Source organism: Verrucomicrobiota bacterium JB022 (assembly GCA_030673845.1).
GTDB lineage: Bacteria > Verrucomicrobiota > Verrucomicrobiia > Opitutales > Oceanipulchritudinaceae > WOUP01.
Genome location: JAUTCQ010000005.1, coordinates 35113 through 57257, shown reverse-complemented (window position 1 = coordinate 57257; position 22145 = coordinate 35113). Strand labels below are relative to the sequence as shown.

Here is a 22145-nt window from a genome sequence, read left to right as displayed (position 1 = left end):
CGGGGCGAGTGGTGGCGGTCAGGACGTGAGCAGTTTGACGAAGGCCTTGCGGGCTTCGTCGGCGACGACGGCGTAGATGTGGTCTCCGGCCATCAGCACGTCGTCGCGACCGGGGACGGTGGCGTGGATTCCGCGCAGCAGTCCGACGACGACGGCGCCGTGGGGCCATTTGATTTCGTGGACCATGTGGCCGGCGGCGATGGAGCCTTTGCCGACGCGCATTTCGATGATGTCCGCGCCATCGAAGTGTTTGACGACGTGGAATTTGTCGGTGGTGATGAAGCGGCGGATTTCGGCGCGGGTGGATTCGCGCGGGCTGACGGCGGCGCGGATGCCGAGGGATTTGCCGTTGGCGGAAATGGCGGCGGCGTAGTCGGCGCGGTGGATGAGGGTGAGGCAGTTTTTGACGCCGAGCGTGTGGGCCTGGAGGCAGGACATCACGTTGTCTTCGTCGTCGGCGCTGGTGGCGATGAAGAAGTCGACGGCGCCGACTTGTTCTTCTTCGAGTTCGGCGACGACGGTGGCGTCGGCATTGATGACGGTGGTATTGGTGAGGCGGTCGGCGAGTTGGCTGCAGCGGTTGGCGTCTTTTTCGAAGATGCGGACTTCGCAGTCGACGCTTTCGAGCATTTGAGCGACGGCGAATCCGTATTCGTTGCCGCCGAAGATGACGACTTTGAAGCGGTCGCGTTTGGCGTATTTGCCTTGGAGTTTATCGGCGAAGTCGCGGAGTTTGCGGGGTTCGCCGAAGATGGTGATCACGTCGTCGGCGACGAGTATGGTGTCGGCATCGGGGACGAAGAGTTCGCCGCCGCGGGAGACGGTGGCGAGGCGGATGCCGGCGGGAGCGTTGAGCTTGCGGAGGGTGATGCCGCATGCCTTGGAGTTGGCGCCGATGCGGACCTGCTGGAGTTCGATGCGGCCGCGGGCGAGTTCCTCGACGACGAGCGAGTTGGGGTTACGCACGTATTTGGCGAGGTCGATGGCGGCGAGGCGTTCGGAGCTGAAGACGTGATCGATGCCGAAGTGGCCCCTGAAGTCGAACATCCATTCTTCGCGCTGGAGGCCGGGGTGGACGCGGCTGATGACTTTTTCCACGCCCATGGCCTTGGCCATGGAGGCGGCGATGAGGTTGGCGGTGTTTGACGAGGTGAGGGCGAGAAAGAGTTCGCATTCACCGACGTCGGCTTCGACCAAGTCGGTGACGCTGGAGGCGTTGCCCTGGATGATTTTCGCATCCAATCCTTGTTCGAGTTCGGCGGCGAGGTCGGCGTTTTTTTCGATCAGGGAGATGTTGTGGGATTCCTTGGAGAGCACGGATGCGAGATGGCGTCCGATTTCTCCTGCCCCGACGATGATGATGTTCATGGGAAAACGGCTCGGAGGTGGCTCCGAGGTGGCGGGGATGCTAGCGGGGGGGGGCGCGGAGGGCAACACCCAAGGCGGGCGGCTGAAGCGGGCTGGTTTTGCCGCGGATTCTGCCGTGCTGGCGGGTGTCCGGCGGTGGCTGGAAACGTGCTGGCGCGGTGCCTGGAGGTGCCTGGAGGTGCTTGGTGGCGGTGCTCAGTCGGTCTTGCGTTGGGTGAATATCCAGCGGATGAGCTCCGGGTTGGCGTAGGTTTGCGTCCACGAGTTGTGGCCGACGCCGGGGTAGTAGGTGGCGAGCGGCTTGCGGCCGGAGGTTTCGAGTGCGGTGATCATGTCCCGGGTGGCCCGGACGGGGACGACGCTGTCGGCCTCGCCGTGGAACGCGTGGATCGGGACGGGGCCGAACGTGGCGGCGAGTTCGGGATCTCCGCCGCCGCAGATGGGCACGGCGGCGGCCCATTTGCCGGGGGCGCGGCCGAGCAGGTCCCAGGTGGCGAAGCCGCCCATGGAGATTCCGGTGAGGTAGATGCGGGCGGGGTCGACGGGTTGGGATTTGGCGGTTTCATCGACGAGGGCGATGACGGCCTCCAGCAGTGCGTTGGGTTTTGCGGCGGCGCTGAGGCGGGTGCGGGACGGGACGGCCGGGGACCACCACTGGCCGGCCGGGCACTGGGGGGCGATGAGGAAACAGGGTTGGCCGAGGGCATCCGCGCCGGCGAGGATGGCGGGGACGCCGTGTTTGAGCTGGGCGGTGTTGTCGCTGCCGCGCTCTCCGGCACCGTGGAGGAAGAGCACGAGCGGGTAGGTCTTGCCGGCTTCGGTTTTCTCCGGGGCGTGGAAGCGGTGGCGGACGGTGGTGCCGTTTGGCGCCTGCCATTCGCGGGCTTCCGGTTCGGCGGCGAGGGTGGCGCAGGTGCTGAGGATGGTGGCCATGGCGAGTGCCTTCATGGCCGGCAGGGTAGGCGGGGGGAGCCGGGGCGGCAACGGGGAAAGATGCGGGAGCGCGGGGAGCGCGACGCTCCCGCACCGGGCTGGAGCAGGATGTTCCAGCCGCCGGGAGGTGGGGGGTCAGGCGTCGGCGACCTCGTGGGTGAGGAGGTATTCGAAGGCGGCGAGGCCGGCTTTGGCGCCTTCGCCCATGGAGATGATGATTTGCTTGTAGGGGGTATCGGTGACGTCACCGCAGGCGAAGATTCCGGGGACATTGGTTTCGCATTTCCCGGTGGTGACGATTTCGCCGCGCGGGTTGGTTTCGACGAGGTCGCCGAGGAATCTGCTGTTGGGGGCGAGGCCGATCTGGACGAAGACGCCGTCGAGTTTGCGGGTGCTGAGTTCGTCGTTGTGGCGGTGTTTGAGTTCGATGCCGGTGACGCCGTTGTCGTCGGCGAGGATTTGGTTGGTGGCGGTGGAGAGGATGACTTCGGCGTTGGGGGTGGCGTGGAGTTTGTCGACGAGGACCTTGTCGGCCTTCAGTTCGTCGAGGAACTCGATGACGGTGACGGATTTGACGATGGCGGCGAGGTCGAGGGCGGCTTCGACGCCGGAGTTTCCGCCGCCGATGACGGCGACGTCCTTGCCTTTGAAGTAGGGGCCGTCGCAGTGCGGGCAGTAGGCGACGCCGGAGCCGATGTTTTCGCGTTCGCCGGGGACGCCGAGTTCGCGCCATTTGGCGCCGGTGGCGATGACGACGGTTTTGGTTTTGAGGGTTTCGCCGGTCGAAAGCTCGATCTCCTTGAGGCCGGAGTCGGAGCCGGTGACGTTTTTAACGCGGATGTCCTCTCGCAGCTTGATCGGGTAGTCGGCGAGGTGCTGGCGCATGTTTTGGGTGAGTTCCTGGCCGGTGGTTTTGCTGATGGAGGTGAGGTTTTCGATGCCGACGGTGTCGCGGACCTGGCCGCCGAATTTTTCCGCGACGAGGGTGACCGAGAGACCCTTGCGGGCGATGTAGATGGCGGCGGTGGCGGCGGCGGGTCCGCCTCCGATGACGACGCTGTCATGGATGGTGTCGTCGGCGGGTTCGGGCTCGGCCGGGTTGGTGTGGAACTCGTTGACGAGTTTCTCGATGATGGCGGCGGCGCTGATTTCACCGCTGGAGAAGGGCTTTTTGTTGAGGAAAACGGTGGGCACGCCCTGGATGTTGCGCTCGGTGACGAGGGGTTGGTGGAGTCCGCCGTCGATCATTTCGTTGGAAATGCGCGGATTGATGAGGGCGAGTTGGTTGAGGGTCTGGACGACGTCCGGGCAGACGTGGCACTCGAGCGAGATGAAGGTTTCGAACATGATGTCCGCATCGATGCCCCTGACCTGGCGCTGGAGGCCTTCGTCGAGTTTCACCGGGGTTCCGCCGGCCTGGAGGATGGCGAGGATGAAGGAGTTGAATTCGTGGCCGCCGGGGATGCCGGAAAAGAGGATGCCGGTGCGTTCGCCGTCGGAGAGGAGTTCGAAGGTGAGGCCCTCGCGGACGGAGATTTCGGTGTCCTGTTGTTCGGAGTAGCTGAGTTTGTCGGAGACCGAGGCGACTTGCTGGAGCATTCCGGCGAGTTCGGCGCGTTTCGGGTGTTGGCCTGAGAGCAGGCGGAGTTCGACGTTGCGGCTGAGGTTTTTGGTGTATTCGCCGAGGGTGTTGAGAATGGATGCGTCCAGCATGGTGTCAGGTGTCAGGTTTTGTGGGTGGAAAAATGGGTGGGGGGAGGGATGGGTGGGGGAGGAAAGGGAAAAGGGAAAGACGGAGAGGGAAAGGGAGCGGGGGGATGTGGGATCGGGGGAGTGGGAAAACGCGGGGCGGCCGAATGGGGGGGGAGGGAAGGGTGGCCGCCCCGCGTTTTACGGTGGTCAGGGGATGACCGGTTTAGATCTTGCCGACGAGGTCGAGCGAGGGCTTGAGGGTTTCCTCACCGGGTTGCCATTTGGCCGGGCAGACCTGGCCGTCGTTGTTGGCGACGTATTGGGCGGCCTGCACCTTGCGGACGAGGTCGGCGGCGGAGCGGCCGATGCCGAGGTCGTTGATTTCAGCGGCCTTGATGACGCCGTCGGGGTCGGCGATGAAGGTTCCGCGGAGGGCGAGGCCCTCTTCTTCGATCATGACGTCGAAGCCGCGGGAAATCGCGCCGGTCGGGTCGCCGATCATCGGGAATTTGATTTTCCGGATGGTTTCGGAGGCGTCGTGCCAGGCTTTGTGGGTGAAGTGGGTGTCGGTGGAGACCGAGTAGACTTCGACGCCGAGGGACTGGAGTTTTTCGTAGTGGTCGGCGAGGTCGCCGAGTTCGGTCGGGCAGACGAAGGTGAAGTCGGCCGGGTAGAAACAGAAGACGGACCACTTGCCCTTGACGTCGTCGGTGGAGACGGAGACGAAGTCGCCGTTGTGGTAGGCTTGAGCGGAAAATTCGGGGATCGTTGAGTTGATGATAGACATGTTTGGTTGCGGTTGCTTTGTGAACGCGGGCGGAGATTTGCAGAAAGTGATTCATTGTTGAAACACCGGGTTCCTATGCGTTGGATAGGCGCGTCCTATGGAATTCCAACAGATTCGGTATTTTCTGGCGGTGGCGGAGTTGCACAACTTCACGCGCGCCGCGGAGCGCTGCAATGTGGCGCAGCCGTCGCTTTCGCAGCAGATCAAGAAGCTGGAGAACGAGCTGGGCGGGCCGCTGTTTCACCGCTTGGGGCGCAAGGTGGTGCTGACCGAGCAGGGCGAGCTGCTGGAGCCGAGCGCGCGGCGGATCCTGCTGGAGCACGACAACGCGATCGACCGGCTGGGTGATTCATTTTCGCGGGGCGGGACGGTGGCGTTCGGGGCGACGCTGACGATCGCGCCGTATTTGATTCCGGGATTGCTGGAGAAGATCGGCAATGAGCGGGTGCTGGAGTTGCGGATCGAGGAGAACTTCACCGAGAAGCTACTGGAGAAGGTGAGGGCGGGGACGCTGGATTTCGCGATCATGTCGTCGCCGGTGGACGAGCCGGACCTGCTGGTGAAGGTGATCGGGAAGGAGAGTTTTGTGGCGGTGATGCCGCGCGGTCACCGGTTGATGGATCAGCAGGAGGTGGGTTTGTCTGATATTCTGGCGGAGCCGTTTCTGGAGTTGAGCCACATCCACTGTGCGGGCCAGCAGATCAACGAGATCTGCAACATGAACGCGGGGGTGAAGAACACGGTTTTCCTGAGTTCGCAGATTGAGACGATCCGGCGGCTGGTGCGGGAGAAGCAGGGGGTGACGATTCTGCCGCGGATGGCGGTCCGGTCGGCGGACGACGAGCTGGGAGTGAAGGAGATCAGCGGGGCGAAACTGGAGCGGGAGATCACGCTGGTGCAGCATCCGGACCGGTATTTGACGAAGTCGGCGCGCGGGTTGATCGAGCTGCTGGAGGAGTTCGCGCTTGATTACACGGCCGAGTGAGCGGGGTTTACTTTCGCGGCGGGTTTTTCTAGCGTTTCTTCCCCCGGGCAGATCTCCGGGGATACGATCATGCGCAGCGACAAAGTGAAGAAGGGATTGGAACGGGCCCCACACCGCAGTTTGATGCGGGCGACGGGGATGAGTTCGGAGGACATCAAGAAGCCGTTTATTGCGATCTGCAACGCGTTCAACGAGGTGATTCCGGGGCACGCGCATCTGGACCAGGTGGGCAAGCTGGTGAAGGAGGCGGTGCGCGAGGCGGGCGGCACGCCGATCGAGTTCAACATGATTGGTGTCTGCGACGGCATCGCGATGGGGCACAGCGGGATGAAGTATTCGCTGCCGAGCCGCGAGTTGATCGCGGATGCGGTGGAGACGATGGTGGGGGCGCACGCGTTTGACGCGATGATCTGCATCCCGAACTGCGACAAGATCGTGCCGGGCATGATCATGGGCGCGATGCGGGTGAACATCCCGACGATTTTCGCCAGCGGCGGGCCGATGAAGGCGGGGCGCACGGCGGACGGCAAGGTGGTCGATCTGATCAGCGTGTTCGAGGGTGTGGCGGAGAAGAAGCAGGGGACGATTTCCGACGAGGAACTCGAGGAGCTGGAGTGCAAGGGCTGCCCGTCTCAGGGGTCGTGCTCGGGCATGTTCACGGCGAACTCGATGAACTGCCTGTGCGAGGCGATCGGTCTGGCGTTGCCCGGCAACGGGACGATTCTGGCGGTGGATCCGGCGCGCCACGAGCTGTGGAAAGCGGCGGCGAAGCGGGCGGTGGAGATGGCGTATGCGGATGCTCCGCTGCCGCGTGACATCGTGACCCGGGAGTCGCTGGACAATGCGTTCGCGCTGGACATGGCGATGGGCGGCAGCACGAACACGGTGCTGCACACGCTGGCGATCGCGAAGGAGGCGGGCGTGGACTACGATTTGGCGCGGATCAACGAGGTGTCCAAGAAGTGCCCGAACATCTGCAAGGTGTCGCCGTCGTCGCACTATCACATGGAGGACGTGCACGCCGCGGGCGGGATCAGCGCGATTCTGGGCGAGGTGGCGAAACGCGAGGGCCTGTTGAATCTGGATTGCCCGACGGTGACCGGCAGGACGTTGGGCGAGAACATCGCCGGGGCGGAGAGCAAGGACCTGGAGTGCATCCGCAAGATCGAGAACGCCTACAGCCAGACCGGCGGGCTTTCGATCCTGTGGGGGAATCTGGCCGAAGGCGGGTGCGTGGTGAAGAGCGCGGGCGTGGACCCGAAGATGCTGGTGCACACGGGACCGGCGGTGATTTTCGAAAGCCAGGAAGAGGCGTGCGAAGGCATTCTGGCCGGCAAGGTGAAGAGTGGCGACGTGGTGGTGATCCGCTACGAGGGGCCGAAAGGCGGGCCGGGCATGCAGGAGATGCTGGCGCCGACATCCTACATCATGGGCCAGGGGCTCGGCGACAGCGTGGCGCTGATCACCGACGGGCGCTTCTCCGGCGGCACGCACGGCGCGTGCATCGGCCACATTTCGCCGGAAGCGGCGGAGGGCGGACCGATCGGGCTGATCCGCGAGGGCGACATCGTCGAAATCGACATTCCGAACAATCAACTATCCGTGCGGCTCTCCGACGAGGAGTTGGCCGCGCGGAAGCAGGCGTGGACGGCGCCGGAGCCGCGGTTCAAGACCGGCTGGCTGGCGCGTTATGCGCGGATGGCGACCAACGCCAGCAATGGCGCGGTGCTGGAGTGACGGGGGGCGGCGCGCAGGAGCGACCGATGAACCGGTGCCGCCGATGGTGAAAACCGCATTCTGCCGGCAGCTGCGGCGGGATGCGGCGGGGGTGTTGGGTTGGTGTTCCGGGGGCGCGCGGTGTGCCCCCCGGGTGACAGAAAAAGGACCCGGCGGAATGGTGTTCCGGCGGGTCCTGATCAATTGGCTGGTGCGGGGGCGGAGCCCCTCGGGTGTGCTCAGTCCTGGAAGATCACGACCTGGCCGACTTCGAGGCCGGAGAGGATTTCGGTTTGGTCGCCGGACACGCGGCCGCGTTTGACCGGGCGGCGTTCGCTTTTGCCGTTGGCGAGTTTGACCTCGACGGTCCAGCCTTCGGGGTCGAAGCGGAGTGCCTTGACGGGGAGGCTGACGGTTGCCTTTTTGTGATAGGGGATGAGGTGGACCTTGAGGGAGGAATTGGGTGCCGGGATGTGGTTTTCCGGCCATTCGGCGGTGAGGTCGACGCGGTATTTTCCTTCGGGGTTTTTGGTGGTGGAAAGCGCCTCGATGGTGACGGGGATTTCAGTTTCCTCGGCGCCCTGAGGGGTGGCGATGCCCTTCAGGCCGGTGTTGAGCGAGAGGGCGGTGCTTTCGTCGATGAAGGAGATGAGGGTGAGCGGGCTGGTGGCGGGGACGAAGGTTGCGAACGGTTTGTGCGCGGGGACCTTGCCGTGGGGGACCAGGGACTTGGCGACTGCGGCCGGCGACCACTGGCCGTCCATGACCGGTCCGTGGAGGAAGGTGCCGGCGGCGGGCGCCTTGATTTCAAACAGCTTGCGGTCGCTTTTGGTTTCTTCGAGCGTTTGTTGGTCGCGCTTGAGGCTTTCGCGGAGGCCGTCGATTTCAAGTTGCTTGAGTTCGATCTCGCGGGGGATGTCGGCCTTGAGTTTGGCGTATGCGAGTGCGGTGTCGCGTTGTTTTTCAGCGAGTTTGACGGCCTCGCGCGGGATGTTGACGTTGAGGTTGCGCTCGTGGCTGAGGGTGGCCATCCGGACGGCGAATTCGGCGGCGTCGACGGCGTCCTGCTGGCGGACCAGGATGATTTCCTCGGTGTCCTCGGTGAGGTCGTCGGCGAGGTACATTTGCTTGAGTTGGCGGAGTTCCTCGCGGTTGTTTTCGAGCATTTGTTTTTTACGCTCGAGTGACTGGGTGGAGCTTTCCTCTTCGGCCTTGCGGCGCACGGTGGTGAAGTAGGTGTTTTCCTCTTTGGCGATTTCGGCTTCGCGCTTGGCGGTTTCGAGGCGGTTGGCGGAGGTTTCCTTGAGGTTGGAGAAGTCGTCTTCGGCTTTGGCGAGCTGCACGGTTTTCGATGCGAGGGAGCGTTCGAGGTCGGCGATTTTGCGGTCGATTTCCTCGGTTTCGAAGCGGACGAGGATGTCGTCTTTGGCGACGTGTTTGCCGTGGTCGGCGATTTCGGTGATTTCGAAATCGGACCATGCGAGCGGGTCGAGTTTGAGCAGGTTGGCCTCTTCGTTGGGGAGGACTTTGGCGTCGAGCGACCGGCGGATGGTGAACGGCTGGAGTTCGACGGTGATCTCTTTGGCGGAAACGGGGGCGGCGAGTAGTGCGCCGATGAGGGTGAATTGAATCAAGCGGTTCATGATCTTGCGGGGAGGCAAGCATGTTCGCGACGGCAGATCAACCTGCGTATTTGCCTTTGCGACCGAGCCAGATCGGCAGCATGCGGCTTTTTTTCGCGCCGGGGGATGCGGGAACCGTGTATTCAGCGACGTCGAACCCGGTTTGGCGCAGGCGTTTGGTCATGGCGGCATCGGGTCGGGAAGCGGCGATGGCGAGCAAACCGCCTTGTTGCAGGGAGTCGTAGGCGGCGGCGAGCCAGGTGCGATGTTCCGGCCACGGGCGGTTGTCGGGCGCGAGGGGTGAGGCGTCCAGATGCAGCAGGATGGCGTGGAGTCCGCCCTGTTTGCGGGCGAGGGCGGCGGGGGTGCAGTCGTTTTCGAGGGACACCCGGGGGTCGGTGATGAAGGGGCTGTCCGGGAGGAATTCGCGGTGCCATTCGGGGATGGCGGTGACCGGTTCGGCGACGATGAAGTTGGCGCGTTTGGCGTGGATTTCGGACGCGGCGGAGGCGAGCATGTGGCCGAGGCCGAGGCCGGCGATCCAGATTGTCGGCTGGCGTGCCGGGCGGAACGGGGCGCAGCCGAGGCGGGCGAGTTCCGCTTCCGCGGAGCGCGTGGACGGGCCGCAGATTTGCTGGCCGTGCACGGTGAGTGAGCGGCGGCCGTCATGTTCTTCGAGGAGGAGTGTGGCGCCGTCGGTGAGTTGTGTTTCTGCGAGTGTGATTCTTGGTTTCATGGGCGTTCCGGCTTGCGTTGAGGAAGACGATTTATTAGAGATTCATCATTATGTCCACTGAACCTGAACAGACATCCGCTCAATCCCCCTCGTCACCACAACCCGGAGGAACCGGTCAGGTTCCGGGGGCCGAAAAGAAAATGGTCGCCGGGATTCTGGCGATCCTGCTGAATTGCCTCGGGATCCACAAATTCTACCTGGGCTATCAGAAGGAGGGCTTGATCATGCTGCTCGGCAGCATTCTGACCTGCGGCTTCGGCGGAATCGTCTTCGGCGTGATTGGCGTGGTCGAAGGTGTCATCTATCTGACGAAGACCGACGATGAGTTTGTGGCGACCTACGTGACCGGCCGCAAGGGCTGGTTCTGAGGGGCGTCTGCTGGCTTGATTTTGAAAAAAAACCCCGACCGGCGACGGTCGGGGTTTCTTCGGTTTTGATTCTGACAGATTTCGCGGGGACCGGAGTCCCCGTAAAATTTACAGCATGCCCTTGAGCACGGAGGAGGGCTTGAAGCCGACCGACTTGGAGGCGGCGATCTTCATGGATTCTCCGGTCTTGGGGTTACGACCCGTCCGAGCCGCGCGTTTTTTCACCTCGAAAGTGCCGAATCCGATGATTTGGACCTTCTTGTCTTTCTTCACGCCTTTGGCGATGGAGGAGAGGACGGCTTCGAGGGCTTCGTCGGCGGCACGCTTGGTGGCGTCCTTTCCGAGTGCGGCTTGGATGGTTTCGATGAGTTCAGCTTTATTCATGGCAGCGCGATTCTGCGCTGGTGAGGTCGCTACTTGGCAAGTGAAAATGTCTCGAAAACACGGGGATTTTTCGGTAACGGCGGCTTGACTTGGTGGTCGGGTGTGGCTTGGAGTCCCCTTTCCAGCAAGGATCGAGCGCCTCGCGAATCCGGAGGCAACAACTGTTAGAATCTGTTAGCTCGGATGCCGGGCATCCGGGTGATTGACTCGGTCCGTCGGCTTGTGGAGTCTGGGGGATGGAAGAGCCTGACGGGATGGGTGAGATTCTGCGCAGAGGGGTGCCTGCGATACTGGCGGCGGAGGCGGCGCTGCCGCTGCGGCATGAGTTGGCGGCGGAGGTGGTGATTCTGGAGGCGACGCAGGCGCGGGGGTATTTCCTGCCGGACGAGGATGATGCGGTGCGGATGAGGTTCCGGCAGTATCTGGGCATTCGGGCGGCGTTGCTGGAGACTCTGGAGGCGCTGACGGTGGAGACCGGTTACATGGCGTCGGGGTGGGAGCGCCGGCTTCCGGGGTTTGTCGCGGCATTCGCCTGTGCGTGTGTCTTGATGAGGGCGGACCGGTTTCTGGTGGATTTGGCCGCGAATCGTCCGGTGGTGTTCAAGAAGCTGGATGAGGAGGACCGGGCGGCGGGTGTTCGGCGCAAGACGTTCACGCGGATTTACCGGGCGATGTCGAATCCGCTGAATGCGGTGCGTTTCCTGATGGCGGCGGATTTTTACCGGAGCCACCGGGCGGAGATCGCGGAGTTGGCCGGAGATCCCGTGGTCGGGCGGGTGGTGGGGATGCTGCACGGGGAGGAGGAGTGGGTCGACCGGCGGAGGCGGGATGCGGTGAAGCGCCAGGTCGCCTACCGGCGCTACACGTTTTTGCGGCGCGGGCGGTCGGCATGGAAGAAGGTGATGTTCGGGATGTTCGAGGTCTCGGGTCGTGCGGTGGCGGATTTGCGGCAGCCGGGGGTGAAGGCGGCGGGGGCGCCGAAGCGGATCACGGCGGAGATGAGGGACGCGGTGTTGCGGCGGGCGAGGCCGGGGGATGTGTTCGTGACCCGGCATGACGACGCGCTGAGCAATCTGTTTTTGCCGGGCTACTGGCCGCACGCGGCGCTGTATCTCGGCACGGCGGAGGAGGCGGCGGAGTTGGGGGTCGGGCTGCCGGCGGGCGGCAGGTGGTTTTTGGAGGCGAAAAAAGACGGGGTGTTGGTGCGTCCGGCGGAGGAGACGATGCAGGTGGATGCGCTGGTGGTCGCGAGGTCGCCGCTCAAGGGGGAGGAGCTCGGCACGGCGCTGCGGAGGGCGCTCGCCAACGAGGGCAAGCCGTATGATTTCCTGTTTGATTTCCGCACGGCGGACCGGCTGGTGTGCACCGAGGTGGTGTATCGGGGGTTTCACGGCGTGGGGCCGGTGCGGTTTGCGCTGCGGGAGGTTGGCGGGCGACTTTGTCTGCCGGCCGAGGAGTTTTTGAATCAGGCGATGGACTGCGGATTCAGGGTGGTGGTGGCGGCGGGTTTGCAGGCCGACCGGGTGATGACGGGGATGCGTGCGGAATTGGCTTTTCATCACAGCAGACAGCCTGTTTGATGTTTTGCCCTGGATGTCAGGTATCAATCGATGCGGAAAAGATGAGAATAATTGATGAAAATACTTGCGGAGTTGGCGAGGGGTTTTTAAACACCCGCGCCCGCAAAGAGCGGGGCCTCCCCGGCATGTTTCGTCGATCACTCATTCTCACTCTCATTGCCTGGCTTTCATGCCTTGTTCCCGCCCTTGCGTCCGGTGATGGAGGACATCACGCACCGCCACTGTATGCGGAGCCCGTTGCGGACTGGCTGCCACTGACTAATTCGATGCTGATGTCATGGGTGGCAGTGGGGTTGATTGTGTTTTTCTGCCGGATGGCAACCGGGAAGATGAGTTTGATTCCGCAGGGCTTGCAGAACTTCTCCGAGTGGATTGTGGAGTCGCTTTATGATTTCCTGGGCGGGCTGTTGGGGGATCACCTGAACAAGCGGGTGTTTTGGTTTCTCGGTTCGGTGTTTTTCTTCATTCTGGTTAACAACTATCTCGGATTGATTCCCTTCATCGGCAACCTCGGGTGGCCGGTCGAGGATCCCGAGGGGCATCAGGTGGGCTGGCTGCCGTTGCTGCGCGGTGGAAACGCCGATGTCAACATGACTGCGGCGATGGCCTTCACGTTTGCGGTCCTCTGGTTCTACTGGGCGATCACCGAAAATGGCGTGAAGGGATTCCTGGCGCACATCTTCGCGCCGAAAGGGAATTTTGGCGGTCTGATGCGGATGTTGATGATTCCGATTTTCCTGTTTGTCGGCGTGTTGGAGATCGTCTCGATTTGCATTCGTCCGGTGGCGCTCACCTTCCGTTTGTTTGGTAACATCTACGGTGGTGAAACGACCATCGAGACGCTGGCGATGCTGGGCAAGGAAGCGGTGGCAAGCAAGGTGGCCGGCTGGCCCGGTTGGCTGCAGCCGCTGGCCGAGACGCTCGGCTCCGCGGGTGCGTCGCTGCCGATCTATTTCCTGGAACTTCTCGTCGGATTCATTCAGTCGCTGGTGTTCACGCTTCTCTGCGCGATCTTCATCAAGCTGATCTGCGACCACGGCGACGAAGAACATTCCCACTAACCCTCTCCGCCAGCTGACCATGGACCAAACCGTGGGGCTGGTAGAAAACAACACAAACAACCACATACAGTAACATGGCCACCAAATACGCAGTCGCCGCCCTCGCCGCCATCGGAGCCGGTATCGGCATCGGTTTCCTCGGAGCCAAAGCCGCCGAAGCCACCGGTCGCAACCCCGGTGCAGCTACCCCGATCCTCGTGATCTCGATCATTCTTGCCGCTCTCATCGAGGGTGTCTTCATTCTCTCGGCATTCGTCGTTTCATGATCTCCGAGCCGCGCGCGTCGAGTCGGCGCGCGCGGCACTTTTTCTTTTTCCATTGTTCAATCAGTCCTAGCCTCCTGCCATGAGTTTCATGTTCCTCGCGTCTGCTCCCGAAAGTGGCAATATTGTTGAAACCATTACCGGAACCTTTGGTGTCAAAGGTGTTCTTTTCGCTGCGGCACTGATCAATTTCTTCGTGGTGATCTGGGTTCTGAAGAAGTTCGCGTTCGGACCGGTGCAGGAGATGCTCGAACAGCGCCGGCTGCGGATTGCCGAAGGCGAGGAAAAACTCAAACGCATTGAAAAGCAGTTGGCCGAATCCGAGGAGACGACCGCCGCTGCGATCGCCAAGGCCAACGATGAGGCGTTGCGCCTGATCAACGAAGCGAGGGAGGGCGCGACCGCCTTCACCGAGCAGAAGAGCCAGGAGGCAATCAACCAGGCCCAGCAGATCCTCGTCAAGGCGGAGGCCGCGGCGAAAGCCGACCGCGAGCGCCTGAGCGCCGAGCTGAAAGGCGAATTCGGCCGCCTGGTCGCCGCCACCACCGCACAGGTGACCGGCAAGGTGCTGACCAGCGATGACCAGAAGCGCATCAACGAAGAAGCGCTCGCGAAGGTCGAAGGCTGAGACATTCCATCCCGATTTCCACCGCCATGAAGATTTCCAAATCCGCCGCCGCCACCGCCCGCCGACTTTTCGGGCTCTGTCAGACCGCGGGCCGATTGGATGAGGCGAACCTGCGCATGGTGTTCACCCGCATCGCCGAGGAAAAACCGCGCGACTACCGCGCGATCCTGTCCGCGCTGCACAATCTCACGCGGTTGGAAATCAACCGCCGCAAGGTGACGGTCGAAAGCGCCGTCGAACTCGACGAGCCCACCCGCGGGCGGATCGCCGCCGGCCTGGCCAAGCAATACGGGCCGGACCTCGACTTTCACTATCTCACGACTCCCGATCTGATCGGTGGTCTCCGGATTCGCGTCGGCGACGACGTGCTCGACGGGTCCGTCAAGGGCCGGCTCGACCGCCTGGCGACCGCATTCTGATCCATTTCCAACTTCCCTACTGACAACCCGACTACCCGCACTTCTCCCATGAGCAGCATCCTCCAGGAACTTGAACAACAGATCGCCGGCGTGACATCGGCTGTGGAAAAATCCAACGTCGGCACGGTCCGCCAGGTCGGTGACGGCGTGGCCAAGGTGGAAGGCCTATCCGAAGTCCAGCTCAACGAAATGATCGACTTCGGCAACGGAGTGATGGGCCTCGCGCTCAACCTTGAGGAAAGCGAAGTCGGTGTGGTGCTTCTCGGTGACTACTCCTCCGTGACCGAAGGGTCCGAATGCCGCACCACGGGACGCCTGCTCTCGGTGCCGGTCGGCGAAGCGATGCTCGGACGCGTGGTGAACACGCTGGGCGAGCCGATCGACGGCCAGGGCGAGATCGCCTCCGTGGACACCTATCCGATGGAGAAGATCGCACCGGGCATCATCAAGCGGAAGTCCGTCGGCGTGCCGGTGCAGACCGGTATTCTTTCGGTCGACGCGATGATTCCGATCGGCCGCGGCCAGCGCGAGCTGATCATTGGCGACCGATCGACCGGCAAGACCACCATTGCGGTGGACACCATCATTTCACAGGCCAAGCAGAACAAGGCCGCCGAGCAGGGTCTGCTGAAGGACCACAAGCCGCTCTACTGTATTTATGTGGCGATCGGCCAGAAGCTCTCGAACGTGACGCGGATCCACAAGATCCTCGATGACGCGGGTGCGATGGAATACACCACGATTGTTTCCGCTTCGGCGTCCGATGCGGCATCGATGCAATACCTCGCACCCTACTCGGGCTGTGCGATCGGTGAGTATCTGATGGACCAGGGCAAGGACGTGCTGATTGTTTATGATGATCTTTCCAAGCACGCCGCCGCCTACCGGCAGGTGTCGCTGATTCTGCGTCGTCCGTCCGGCCGCGAGGCGTATCCGGGTGACGTGTTCTACCTGCACTCCCGCCTGCTCGAGCGTTCCGCGCGGCTTGCGGACTCCGCGGGTGGTGGCTCGATCACCGCGCTGCCGGTGATTGAAACCCAGGCGGGCGATGTTTCCGCCTACATTCCGACCAACGTGATTTCCATCACCGACGGCCAGATTTTCCTGGAGACCGACCTGTTCTATCAAGGGATTCGGCCGGCGATTTCGGTGGGTCTCTCGGTTTCCCGGGTGGGCTCCGCGGCGCAGACCAAGTCGATCAAGTCGGTGGCCGGCACGATCAAGCTCGACCTCGCGCAATACCGCGAGCTGCAGGCGTTCGCGCAGTTCGGTTCCGACCTTGACGCGGCGACCAAGAAGAAACTCGACCGCGGTGCGCGGATCGTCGAACTCTTCAAGCAAGACCAATACAGCCCGCATTCGATGGAGCTTGAGGCGGTGCAGTTGTTCGCGATGCAGGAAGGCTACTTCGATGACATCGAGGTGAACGACGTGAAGAAGTTCCAGGCCGCGTTGATTGAATATTTCAACACCCGCAAGACCGAGATTCTCGACCGCATCCGCAACGAGCATCCGGACCTGAAGAAGGACGCCGGGATGGTCGACGCCCTCAAGCAGGCGATCGAGGACTTCAAGAAGTCCTACAAGTAAGCGCACCGGTTTCTAGATAAGGAGCATTCCCAATGGCTAATCTTCGCGACATCCGCCGGCGCATCAAGTCGGTCAAAAACACCTCGCAGATCACGCGGGCGATGGAGCTCGTCGCCGCGGCGAAGATGAAGAAGGCCCAGCAGCAGGCGCTCGCCGGGCGCGACTACGCCCAGCAGCTCACGCAGGTGCTCTACGACATCCGCCGCGAGTTCAGCGAGGAGAGCCACCCGATGCTGGAAAAGCGCGAGGGAAACCGCGAGCTGGTGCTGATCATTTCCACCGACAAGGGGCTGTGCGGACCGCTGAACACCAACCTCGCGCGCCAGCTCAAGACCGAGATCCCGACCGACGCGGACGTGGTCACCGTCGGCCGCAAGATGCGGATGGTGTGTGAGAAGGCCGGGATGAACCTGATCGCGGACTTCACGGTGAAGGATCCGGTTCCGTTCGCCGAGACGCGTGCGGTGTCCCGATTCCTCAGCCAGAAGTTCCTCAACAAGGAATACGACAAGATTTCCATCGCGTTCACCGGTTTTGTGAACACTCTCAAGCAGGAAGCCAAGGTGGTGACGCTGCTGCCGATCCAGGCCCATCAGAATGGCGAGGATCAGGCATTTGAAACCATCGGCAACGGCTTCAAGATCGAGGATCACCGCAACGATCCCGCCCACGATTACCGGTTCGAACCGGGCCCGGCGGAAGTGCTCAACTCGATCCTGCCGCTCTACATCAACTACGAGGTCTATCAGGCGCACGTGGAAAGCCGCGCGTCCGAGCATTCCGCACGGATGGTGGCGATGAAGGCCGCGACCGACAACGCGAAGAAATTCCTCGACGAACTCACTCTCGAATACAACAAGCTGCGCCAAGGTGCGATCACCGCCGAGCTGCTTGAGATCACCACCGCCATGAAGGCGATGGAATAACCGCCCGCAATTTTTCCAACCACCTTACCAAGAATTTTTCAACCCTACCCATGAGCAACCAAGGAACCATCGTCCAGGTCATCGGCGCGGTTATCGACGCCGACTTCTCCAAAGCCGACAAGCTGCCAGAGATTTACAACGCACTGGAAGTCAGCTACGAGCTGTATGGCAAGCAGACGACCCTGATCCTCGAAGTGCAGCAGCACCTTGGCGACGGCTGGGTTCGTGCCGTGGCCATGTCATCCTCGGACGGTCTCAAGCGCGGGATGTCGCTTGTCGATACCGGTTTGCCGATTTCGGTTCCGGTTGGCGATCAGGTGTTGGGGCGTATTTTCAACGTGACCGGCGATCTGGTGGACGAGAACAAGCCGCTGGTTGATCCTGACCTGCGCGCACCGATTCACCGCAGGGCACCGAAGCTGACCGAGCAGTCCGCGGAGGCCGAGATCCTGCCGACCGGCATCAAGGTGATCGACCTGATCTGCCCGCTTCTCAAGGGCGGCAAGGGCGGCATGTTCGGTGGTGCCGGCGTGGGCAAGACCGTGGTCATCATGGAGCTCATCAACAACATTGCGAAAGCGCACGGCGGTTACTCCGTGTTCGCGGGTGTGGGTGAGCGGACCCGTGAGGGCAACGACCTCTACTGGGAAATGATCGAGTCCGGCGTCATCGCCACCGAGAAGGATGAGAACGGTCATCCCAAGCTCGACGAGCGCGGCAATCCGGTGCTGGCCGAGGGGTCCAAGGTGGCGCTTTGTTACGGCCAGATGAACGAGCCTCCCGGAGCGCGTCTGCGCGTGGCGCTTTCCGCGCTGACGATGGCCGAGCACTTCCGCGACGTGAACAACCAGGACGTGTTGTTGTTTGTTGATAACATTTTCCGTTTCTCCCAGGCCGGTTCCGAGGTTTCCGCGCTGCTCGGCCGCACGCCGTCGGCGGTGGGTTACCAGCCGACGCTGGCGGAGGAAATGGCGGGACTGCAGGAGCGGATCACTTCGACCAACAAGGGATCGATCACCTCGATTCAGGCGGTTTACGTCCCTGCGGACGACCTTACCGACCCGGCCCCCGCAAACACCTTCGCCCACCTTGACGCGACCGTGGTTCTCGAGCGTTCGCTCGCGGAACAAGGGTTGTTCCCGGCGGTTGATCCGCTCGCCTCGACCTCCAAGGCGCTTGCGCCGGACATCGTCGGCGAGGAGCACTACCGGGTTGCCCGCGGCGTGCAGAAAGTGCTTCAGCGCTACAAGGACCTGCAGGACATCATTGCGATTCTGGGCATGGACGAACTGTCCGACGAAGACAAGATGACGGTGTTCCGGGCGCGCAAGATCCAGCGTTTCCTGACCCAACCGCTGCACGTGGCGGAGGTGTTCTCGAACCTTCCGGGCGTTCTGGTTCCGATCGAAGAGACCGTCAAGGGCTTCGCCGAGATTCTCGACGGCCAGCACGACAAGGTGCCGGAGGCAAACTTCTACATGATGGGCACGATGGACACCGTCGAGAAGGAGTAAGGACCGTTCAGCGATTCAGTTTTCAATCATCCAGCGATATTCGTCATGCCAATGCTCCTCAACATCGTCACACCGGAGAAAACCGTCTTTTCCGACGAGGTGGACAACGTCCTGTTGCCCGGTGAGGAAGGGGAGATTGGCGTGCTGCCGATGCACGCCGGACTCGTGACCGCACTGAAACCCGGCGAACTGCGTTACCATCACAACGGCCGGATCGTGACGCTGGCAGTCGGTTCGGGATACGCCGAAGTGACGCAGGAAAAGGTCGTGGTTCTCACCGACATGGCCCTCGATGAGGGCGAGATCGATGAAGCCTCGATGGAAAAGGCAATCCAGCGGGCGAAAGAGAAGTTGACCACGATGGACCATGACATGAATGCCGAGGAAGTGGCATTCCTGCAGGGGATCGTGACCAAGTCGACTGCGGCGATCAACTTCAAGCGGAAATACCGCTGAACCGCCGGGGCCGGCTGACCGGGCGTTGTGTTCCCCGGGGGGGCTGCGTCCTTGATTTGGATGTCTGCCGGACGGCGGATTGACCGGTTGTTGTTCGATTGATCGGTGGTTATTCGTCGTCACCGGTGGCTTCAGCCGGCTGATCCTCGGGTTGTTTCGGCTTGGATTTTTTCTTCCGGGCGGGGATTTTATACTGCCATGACTTGTCGGTGGCGGGCAGTGCCTGTTTGAAGGTTTGGCCGTAGATATCCCAGATGGTGAGGAATAGCCCGCAGATGACGGGGCCGACGATGATGCCGACGACGCCGAAGAGGAAGATGCCGCCGAGGGTGCCGATCAGGACGAGCAGGTCGGGCATTTCGGTGTCCTTGCCGACGAGGATCGGGCGGAGGATGTTGTCTGCGGTGCCGACGATGGCCGCGCAGTAGATGGCGAGCACGATGCCGGAGGTGACATGGCCGGTGGCGAGCAGGAAGATGACGCCCGGCACCCAGACGATGGCGGTTCCGAGTGCGGGAATGATGGACAGCACGGCCATGACGGTTCCCCAGAAGGCGGCGCCCTGGAGGCCGGCGAAATAGAATCCGAGTCCGCCGAGGGTTCCCTGGACGAGTCCGATGACGAGGGTTCCCTTGATGGTTGCGCGGGTGATCGAGGTGAAGCGGTCGAGCATGTGGCCTTCCTCGACCGGCCCCAGCGGGGTGAGATAGAGGATGCGGTCGACGATCTTCCTGCCGTCGATCAGGAAGAAATACATCGCGTAGAGCATCACGAAGAGGGAGAGGAAGAATCCTGCCGCGCCGGCGGTGAGTTTGGACACGTTGTTGACCACAAACTTGCCGAGGGCCTGGATGACGCCGCCGAATTTCTCGAGGATATCGCCTTGTTCCGGCAGCATCTCCCTGGCGAACGGGAGCTTGTCCGCGAGCTGTTGGCCGAAATCCAGCCGGTTCGGGTTGGCCGGATCGATCTGTTGTTTGACCCACGGGATGGCTTCGTTGCTGATCTCGATGGCCTGGGTGGCGATGAGGGTGACGAATCCGCTGAGCGGGCCGATGACGACGAGCAGCAGCAGGATGATGGTGGCGACGGATGCGAGTTTCTTGCGGCCACGGAACCACACGGCGAGTCGCCGGTAGAGCGGGGTCATGATGCCGCTGAAGACGGCCGCGAGAAACAGCGGCTTGATGAACGGGGTGATCATGGCGAGGAACACCGCCGAGATGGCGATCACAAGCCAGACCACGAATGTCCGGCGGAACCGGTCGGTATCAAGTTCACTCATCGTGCGGATGATATCGGTGCCGGATTCGCCGGACAAGCGAAAGGGTGGGGGCCGGAAATGGTTAGTTCGCGGGAGTCGCCTCGAGTTCGAGGGTGATGACGACTTCGTCGCGGATCAGGTCGTCCTGTTTGCCGGGGTGCACGATGCCGAAGTTCTTGCGGTTGATGTCGAAGGTGCTGGTGATGGCGACGGAGTCGCCCGTGACGGATGCGGTGGCGGGAAAGGTGATGTTCTTGGTTTCGCCGCGGAGCGTGAGGTTGCCCGAGACCTGATAGGCGGTGTCCGATGTTTTCTCCAGCGAGGTGAGTTCGAAGACGGTGGTCGGGTGCTCCGTGACGTCGAAGAAGTCGTCATTCTTGAGGTGGGTGGTGAGCTTGTCGTTGTCCGACCAGGTCGAGTCCATGTCGATTTCGACGCGGCCGCTGCTTTTGGCGGGGTCCTCCGGGTTGAGGGTGAAGGTGCCGGTGAACTTGCTGAAGCCGCCGCTGTGGCTGCCGGTGACTTTGGATCCGGTGAAGCCGATTTTGGAGTTTTCGGTGAGCGTGTAGCGGGTGCCGGCGGTGCTGGTGGTGACGGTTTCGGCCTTGCCGACTTCGGCGCTGGTGGTCTTGTCCGCCGGGTTTTCGCAGGAGCTGAGGGCGATGGCGAGGGCGACGGTTGGAAGGATGGTTGCTTTCATCAGCGGACCTTAAGCGCGAAATGAAATCAGTCAAACCGGCGGCGTGATGCCATTCCTGGGGCGCGGTCTAGCGGGTTTGCAGCGGCAGATCGGCGCATTCGGTGCAGTGAGTGACGCCGCTTTGATAGATGCCGTGGCACCTCGGGCAGTAGGACATCGGGCCGGGGTGGTCGGGGTCGTGCGGCGGCCGGTCTAAATCGGCGAAGGACGATTGCGCGCGCTCGAGGTGGCCGGTGATGACCGGCCCGACGGCAGCGGCGAGCAGGTCGTCTGCGGGGTAGCCGGGGCGCGGGTGGAGGAGCATGCGGGCGTAGCGGTGCAGGGCGCGGTTCCCGAGGTCGCCCGAATGAATGAGAAGTGCGGTGAAATGGGTGGTCGCCATGGCGTGGACGGCGGCGGACTCGTGGGCCCGCATGGCATGAAACGGGACGAGCAGTGAAAGGAGCGCGTCCATGTTGAGCTCGGCCGAGGCGTCCCGATAGACGCGCCGGGCCAACCAGTGGAGGTGGGCGGCGGTCCAGACCATCAGCAGCCAGATCCAGAGGGCGACGAGAGCGAGCTGCATGCCGCTGCCGAAAACATAGCTGGCGGGGAGCCCGGCGAAGAAGCCGAGGGTGATGAGCAGGCTGTTGATTTTGAGTGATTTGGATACGAGTTTCCATCGTTTCCATTCACGGCCGGCGCGCGATGGCGAGAGCGACAGGCGGTTCGCCAGGTCCGCCGCCTGAGCGAGGGTGAGGCCGCGTTTCCTGGCCCGCCTGAGGAGTTCGAGGCTGCGTCCGGATGACAGCCTGACGCGGTGTTGCGCGAGTTGCAGGTGGTGTGAGTCGTGTGAGAGGTCGGGCCAGTCCGCGGACGGGGTTTTCTGATAGTCACCGGAGTTCTTGCGGATCGCGAGGTTGCCGTGGCGGTCCGCGATGAGCGGCGGGCTCTGGCAGGGGGCGAGGCCGGAGTCCGGCATGACGGGGAGCAGCGGCACCACGCCGGTGGCGCGGGTGGTGAAGTAGCGTCCGGGGTCGAGCGCGCGCCAGGTATTGCCGGGCCACGAGTGTCTGAGCGCGGTCGTTCCCAGTGGAAGCCACAGCAGGGATTCCCAGAGGTAGAGGGCGGTGGCGACGAGGAGGAATTCGGCGAAGGCCGTCATGGCGGCGGA

The 22145-nt window shown here is 62.5% G+C and carries 22 protein-coding genes; 12 read left to right on the top strand and 10 right to left on the bottom strand.

Annotation, left to right across the window (positions count from 1 at the left end):
* Nucleotides 1-18: 18 nt before the first annotated feature.
* The 4 genes from trkA to ahpC all read right to left on the bottom strand — a co-directional run bounded on the left by trkA (nucleotide 19) and on the right by ahpC (nucleotide 4780).
* Complete coding sequence (trkA, locus tag Q7P63_03680) at nucleotides 19-1368, bottom strand: Trk system potassium transporter TrkA (protein ID MDP0499179.1); 1350 nt, start codon at nucleotides 1366-1368, stop codon at nucleotides 19-21.
* A 195-nt stretch (nucleotides 1369-1563) separates the two neighbouring features.
* On the bottom strand, nucleotides 1564-2316 hold the full coding sequence (locus Q7P63_03675; protein MDP0499178.1) for a prolyl oligopeptidase family serine peptidase: 753 nt from the start codon (nucleotides 2314-2316) through the stop codon (nucleotides 1564-1566).
* Nucleotides 2317-2436: 120 nt separating this feature from the next.
* Nucleotides 2437-4014, bottom strand: coding sequence for an alkyl hydroperoxide reductase subunit F (ahpF, locus tag Q7P63_03670; GenBank protein MDP0499177.1), 1578 nt, complete (start codon nucleotides 4012-4014; stop codon nucleotides 2437-2439).
* Between the two features lie 202 nt (nucleotides 4015-4216).
* Nucleotides 4217-4780 carry an alkyl hydroperoxide reductase subunit C gene (gene ahpC / locus Q7P63_03665; protein ID MDP0499176.1) on the bottom strand — a complete coding sequence of 188 codons (564 nt, stop codon included), beginning with the start codon at nucleotides 4778-4780 and terminating at the stop codon, nucleotides 4217-4219.
* A gap of 97 nt (nucleotides 4781-4877) precedes the next feature.
* Between ahpC and Q7P63_03660 the strand changes: the two genes are divergently transcribed.
* Together Q7P63_03660 and ilvD are read left to right on the top strand one after the other, a co-directional pair.
* On the top strand, nucleotides 4878-5765 hold the full coding sequence (locus Q7P63_03660; protein ID MDP0499175.1) for a LysR family transcriptional regulator: 888 nt from the start codon (nucleotides 4878-4880) through the stop codon (nucleotides 5763-5765).
* A 69-nt stretch (nucleotides 5766-5834) separates the two neighbouring features.
* Nucleotides 5835-7502, top strand: a complete 1668-nt coding sequence (gene ilvD, locus Q7P63_03655) for a dihydroxy-acid dehydratase (protein MDP0499174.1) — start codon at nucleotides 5835-5837, stop codon at nucleotides 7500-7502.
* Nucleotides 7503-7720: 218 nt separating this feature from the next.
* Here the strand turns inward: ilvD and Q7P63_03650 are convergent, their stop codons facing one another.
* Nucleotides 7721-9124: a hypothetical protein gene (locus tag Q7P63_03650; GenBank protein ID MDP0499173.1), complete on the bottom strand. Its 1404-nt coding sequence runs from the start codon at nucleotides 9122-9124 to the stop codon at nucleotides 7721-7723.
* Nucleotides 9125-9161: 37 nt separating this feature from the next.
* Nucleotides 9162-9839, bottom strand: a complete 678-nt coding sequence (locus Q7P63_03645) for a hypothetical protein (GenBank protein MDP0499172.1) — start codon at nucleotides 9837-9839, stop codon at nucleotides 9162-9164.
* Between the two features lie 140 nt (nucleotides 9840-9979).
* On the opposite strand from Q7P63_03645, the gene Q7P63_03640 reads away from it, so the two are divergent.
* On the top strand, nucleotides 9980-10207 hold the full coding sequence (locus Q7P63_03640) for a TM2 domain-containing protein (protein ID MDP0499171.1): 228 nt from the start codon (nucleotides 9980-9982) through the stop codon (nucleotides 10205-10207).
* Between the two features lie 108 nt (nucleotides 10208-10315).
* On the opposite strand, the gene Q7P63_03635 is transcribed toward Q7P63_03640, so the two are convergent.
* Entirely contained in the window at nucleotides 10316-10591 is a 276-nt protein-coding gene (locus tag Q7P63_03635) for an HU family DNA-binding protein (GenBank protein MDP0499170.1), read from the bottom strand.
* A gap of 236 nt (nucleotides 10592-10827) precedes the next feature.
* Here Q7P63_03635 and Q7P63_03630 point away from each other — a divergent pair, with 236 nt between their 5' ends.
* The 9 genes from Q7P63_03630 to atpC all read left to right on the top strand — a co-directional run bounded on the left by Q7P63_03630 (nucleotide 10828) and on the right by atpC (nucleotide 19028).
* Nucleotides 10828-12171: a YiiX/YebB-like N1pC/P60 family cysteine hydrolase gene (locus Q7P63_03630; protein MDP0499169.1), complete on the top strand. Its 1344-nt coding sequence runs from the start codon at nucleotides 10828-10830 to the stop codon at nucleotides 12169-12171.
* Nucleotides 12172-12437: 266 nt separating this feature from the next.
* Nucleotides 12438-13232 carry a F0F1 ATP synthase subunit A gene (locus tag Q7P63_03625; protein MDP0499168.1) on the top strand — a complete coding sequence of 265 codons (795 nt, stop codon included), beginning with the start codon at nucleotides 12438-12440 and terminating at the stop codon, nucleotides 13230-13232.
* 74 nt (nucleotides 13233-13306) lie between these two features.
* Complete coding sequence (locus tag Q7P63_03620) at nucleotides 13307-13498, top strand: ATPase (protein MDP0499167.1); 192 nt, start codon at nucleotides 13307-13309, stop codon at nucleotides 13496-13498.
* 79 nt (nucleotides 13499-13577) lie between these two features.
* Nucleotides 13578-14123 (top strand): ATP synthase F0 subunit B, encoded by a 546-nt coding sequence (locus tag Q7P63_03615; GenBank protein ID MDP0499166.1) that lies wholly within the window; start codon nucleotides 13578-13580, stop codon nucleotides 14121-14123.
* Nucleotides 14124-14149: 26 nt separating this feature from the next.
* Nucleotides 14150-14542: a F0F1 ATP synthase subunit delta gene (locus Q7P63_03610; protein ID MDP0499165.1), complete on the top strand. Its 393-nt coding sequence runs from the start codon at nucleotides 14150-14152 to the stop codon at nucleotides 14540-14542.
* Between the two features lie 48 nt (nucleotides 14543-14590).
* Complete coding sequence (gene atpA / locus Q7P63_03605) at nucleotides 14591-16132, top strand: F0F1 ATP synthase subunit alpha (GenBank protein MDP0499164.1); 1542 nt, start codon at nucleotides 14591-14593, stop codon at nucleotides 16130-16132.
* A 32-nt stretch (nucleotides 16133-16164) separates the two neighbouring features.
* Nucleotides 16165-17058: an ATP synthase F1 subunit gamma gene (gene atpG / locus Q7P63_03600; protein MDP0499163.1), complete on the top strand. Its 894-nt coding sequence runs from the start codon at nucleotides 16165-16167 to the stop codon at nucleotides 17056-17058.
* A gap of 50 nt (nucleotides 17059-17108) precedes the next feature.
* Nucleotides 17109-18572 (top strand): F0F1 ATP synthase subunit beta, encoded by a 1464-nt coding sequence (atpD, locus tag Q7P63_03595; GenBank protein ID MDP0499162.1) that lies wholly within the window; start codon nucleotides 17109-17111, stop codon nucleotides 18570-18572.
* Nucleotides 18573-18617: 45 nt separating this feature from the next.
* Entirely contained in the window at nucleotides 18618-19028 is a 411-nt protein-coding gene (gene atpC, locus Q7P63_03590) for an ATP synthase F1 subunit epsilon (protein MDP0499161.1), read from the top strand.
* A 109-nt stretch (nucleotides 19029-19137) separates the two neighbouring features.
* On the opposite strand, the gene Q7P63_03585 is transcribed toward atpC, so the two are convergent.
* The 3 genes from Q7P63_03585 to Q7P63_03575 form a co-directional block, all read right to left on the bottom strand.
* Nucleotides 19138-20349, bottom strand: coding sequence for an AI-2E family transporter (locus Q7P63_03585; GenBank protein MDP0499160.1), 1212 nt, complete (start codon nucleotides 20347-20349; stop codon nucleotides 19138-19140).
* 25 nt (nucleotides 20350-20374) lie between these two features.
* Entirely contained in the window at nucleotides 20375-20992 is a 618-nt protein-coding gene (locus tag Q7P63_03580; protein MDP0499159.1) for a YceI family protein, read from the bottom strand.
* A 67-nt stretch (nucleotides 20993-21059) separates the two neighbouring features.
* The gene (locus Q7P63_03575; GenBank protein MDP0499158.1) at nucleotides 21060-22136 is read right to left on the bottom strand and encodes a hypothetical protein; all 1077 of its coding nucleotides are present in this window, start codon (nucleotides 22134-22136) and stop codon (nucleotides 21060-21062) included.
* Nucleotides 22137-22145 lie beyond the last annotated feature (9 nt).

Coding starts and splice junctions, on each gene's coding strand:
- trkA (MDP0499179.1), bottom strand. CDS start 1,368: ATGAACATCATCATCGTCGGGGCAGGAGAAATCGGACGCCATCTCGCA.
- Q7P63_03675 (MDP0499178.1), bottom strand. CDS start 2,316: ATGAAGGCACTCGCCATGGCCACCATCCTCAGCACCTGCGCCACCCTC.
- ahpF (MDP0499177.1), bottom strand. CDS start 4,014: ATGCTGGACGCATCCATTCTCAACACCCTCGGCGAATACACCAAAAAC.
- ahpC (MDP0499176.1), bottom strand. CDS start 4,780: ATGTCTATCATCAACTCAACGATCCCCGAATTTTCCGCTCAAGCCTAC.
- Q7P63_03660 (MDP0499175.1), top strand. CDS start 4,878: ATGGAATTCCAACAGATTCGGTATTTTCTGGCGGTGGCGGAGTTGCAC.
- ilvD (MDP0499174.1), top strand. CDS start 5,835: ATGCGCAGCGACAAAGTGAAGAAGGGATTGGAACGGGCCCCACACCGC.
- Q7P63_03650 (MDP0499173.1), bottom strand. CDS start 9,124: ATGAACCGCTTGATTCAATTCACCCTCATCGGCGCACTACTCGCCGCC.
- Q7P63_03645 (MDP0499172.1), bottom strand. CDS start 9,839: ATGAAACCAAGAATCACACTCGCAGAAACACAACTCACCGACGGCGCC.
- Q7P63_03640 (MDP0499171.1), top strand. CDS start 9,980: ATGGTCGCCGGGATTCTGGCGATCCTGCTGAATTGCCTCGGGATCCAC.
- Q7P63_03635 (MDP0499170.1), bottom strand. CDS start 10,591: ATGAATAAAGCTGAACTCATCGAAACCATCCAAGCCGCACTCGGAAAG.
- Q7P63_03630 (MDP0499169.1), top strand. CDS start 10,828: ATGGAAGAGCCTGACGGGATGGGTGAGATTCTGCGCAGAGGGGTGCCT.
- Q7P63_03625 (MDP0499168.1), top strand. CDS start 12,438: ATGCTGATGTCATGGGTGGCAGTGGGGTTGATTGTGTTTTTCTGCCGG.
- Q7P63_03620 (MDP0499167.1), top strand. CDS start 13,307: ATGGCCACCAAATACGCAGTCGCCGCCCTCGCCGCCATCGGAGCCGGT.
- Q7P63_03615 (MDP0499166.1), top strand. CDS start 13,578: ATGAGTTTCATGTTCCTCGCGTCTGCTCCCGAAAGTGGCAATATTGTT.
- Q7P63_03610 (MDP0499165.1), top strand. CDS start 14,150: ATGAAGATTTCCAAATCCGCCGCCGCCACCGCCCGCCGACTTTTCGGG.
- atpA (MDP0499164.1), top strand. CDS start 14,591: ATGAGCAGCATCCTCCAGGAACTTGAACAACAGATCGCCGGCGTGACA.
- atpG (MDP0499163.1), top strand. CDS start 16,165: ATGGCTAATCTTCGCGACATCCGCCGGCGCATCAAGTCGGTCAAAAAC.
- atpD (MDP0499162.1), top strand. CDS start 17,109: ATGAGCAACCAAGGAACCATCGTCCAGGTCATCGGCGCGGTTATCGAC.
- atpC (MDP0499161.1), top strand. CDS start 18,618: ATGCCAATGCTCCTCAACATCGTCACACCGGAGAAAACCGTCTTTTCC.
- Q7P63_03580 (MDP0499159.1), bottom strand. CDS start 20,992: ATGAAAGCAACCATCCTTCCAACCGTCGCCCTCGCCATCGCCCTCAGC.
- Q7P63_03575 (MDP0499158.1), bottom strand. CDS start 22,136: ATGACGGCCTTCGCCGAATTCCTCCTCGTCGCCACCGCCCTCTACCTC.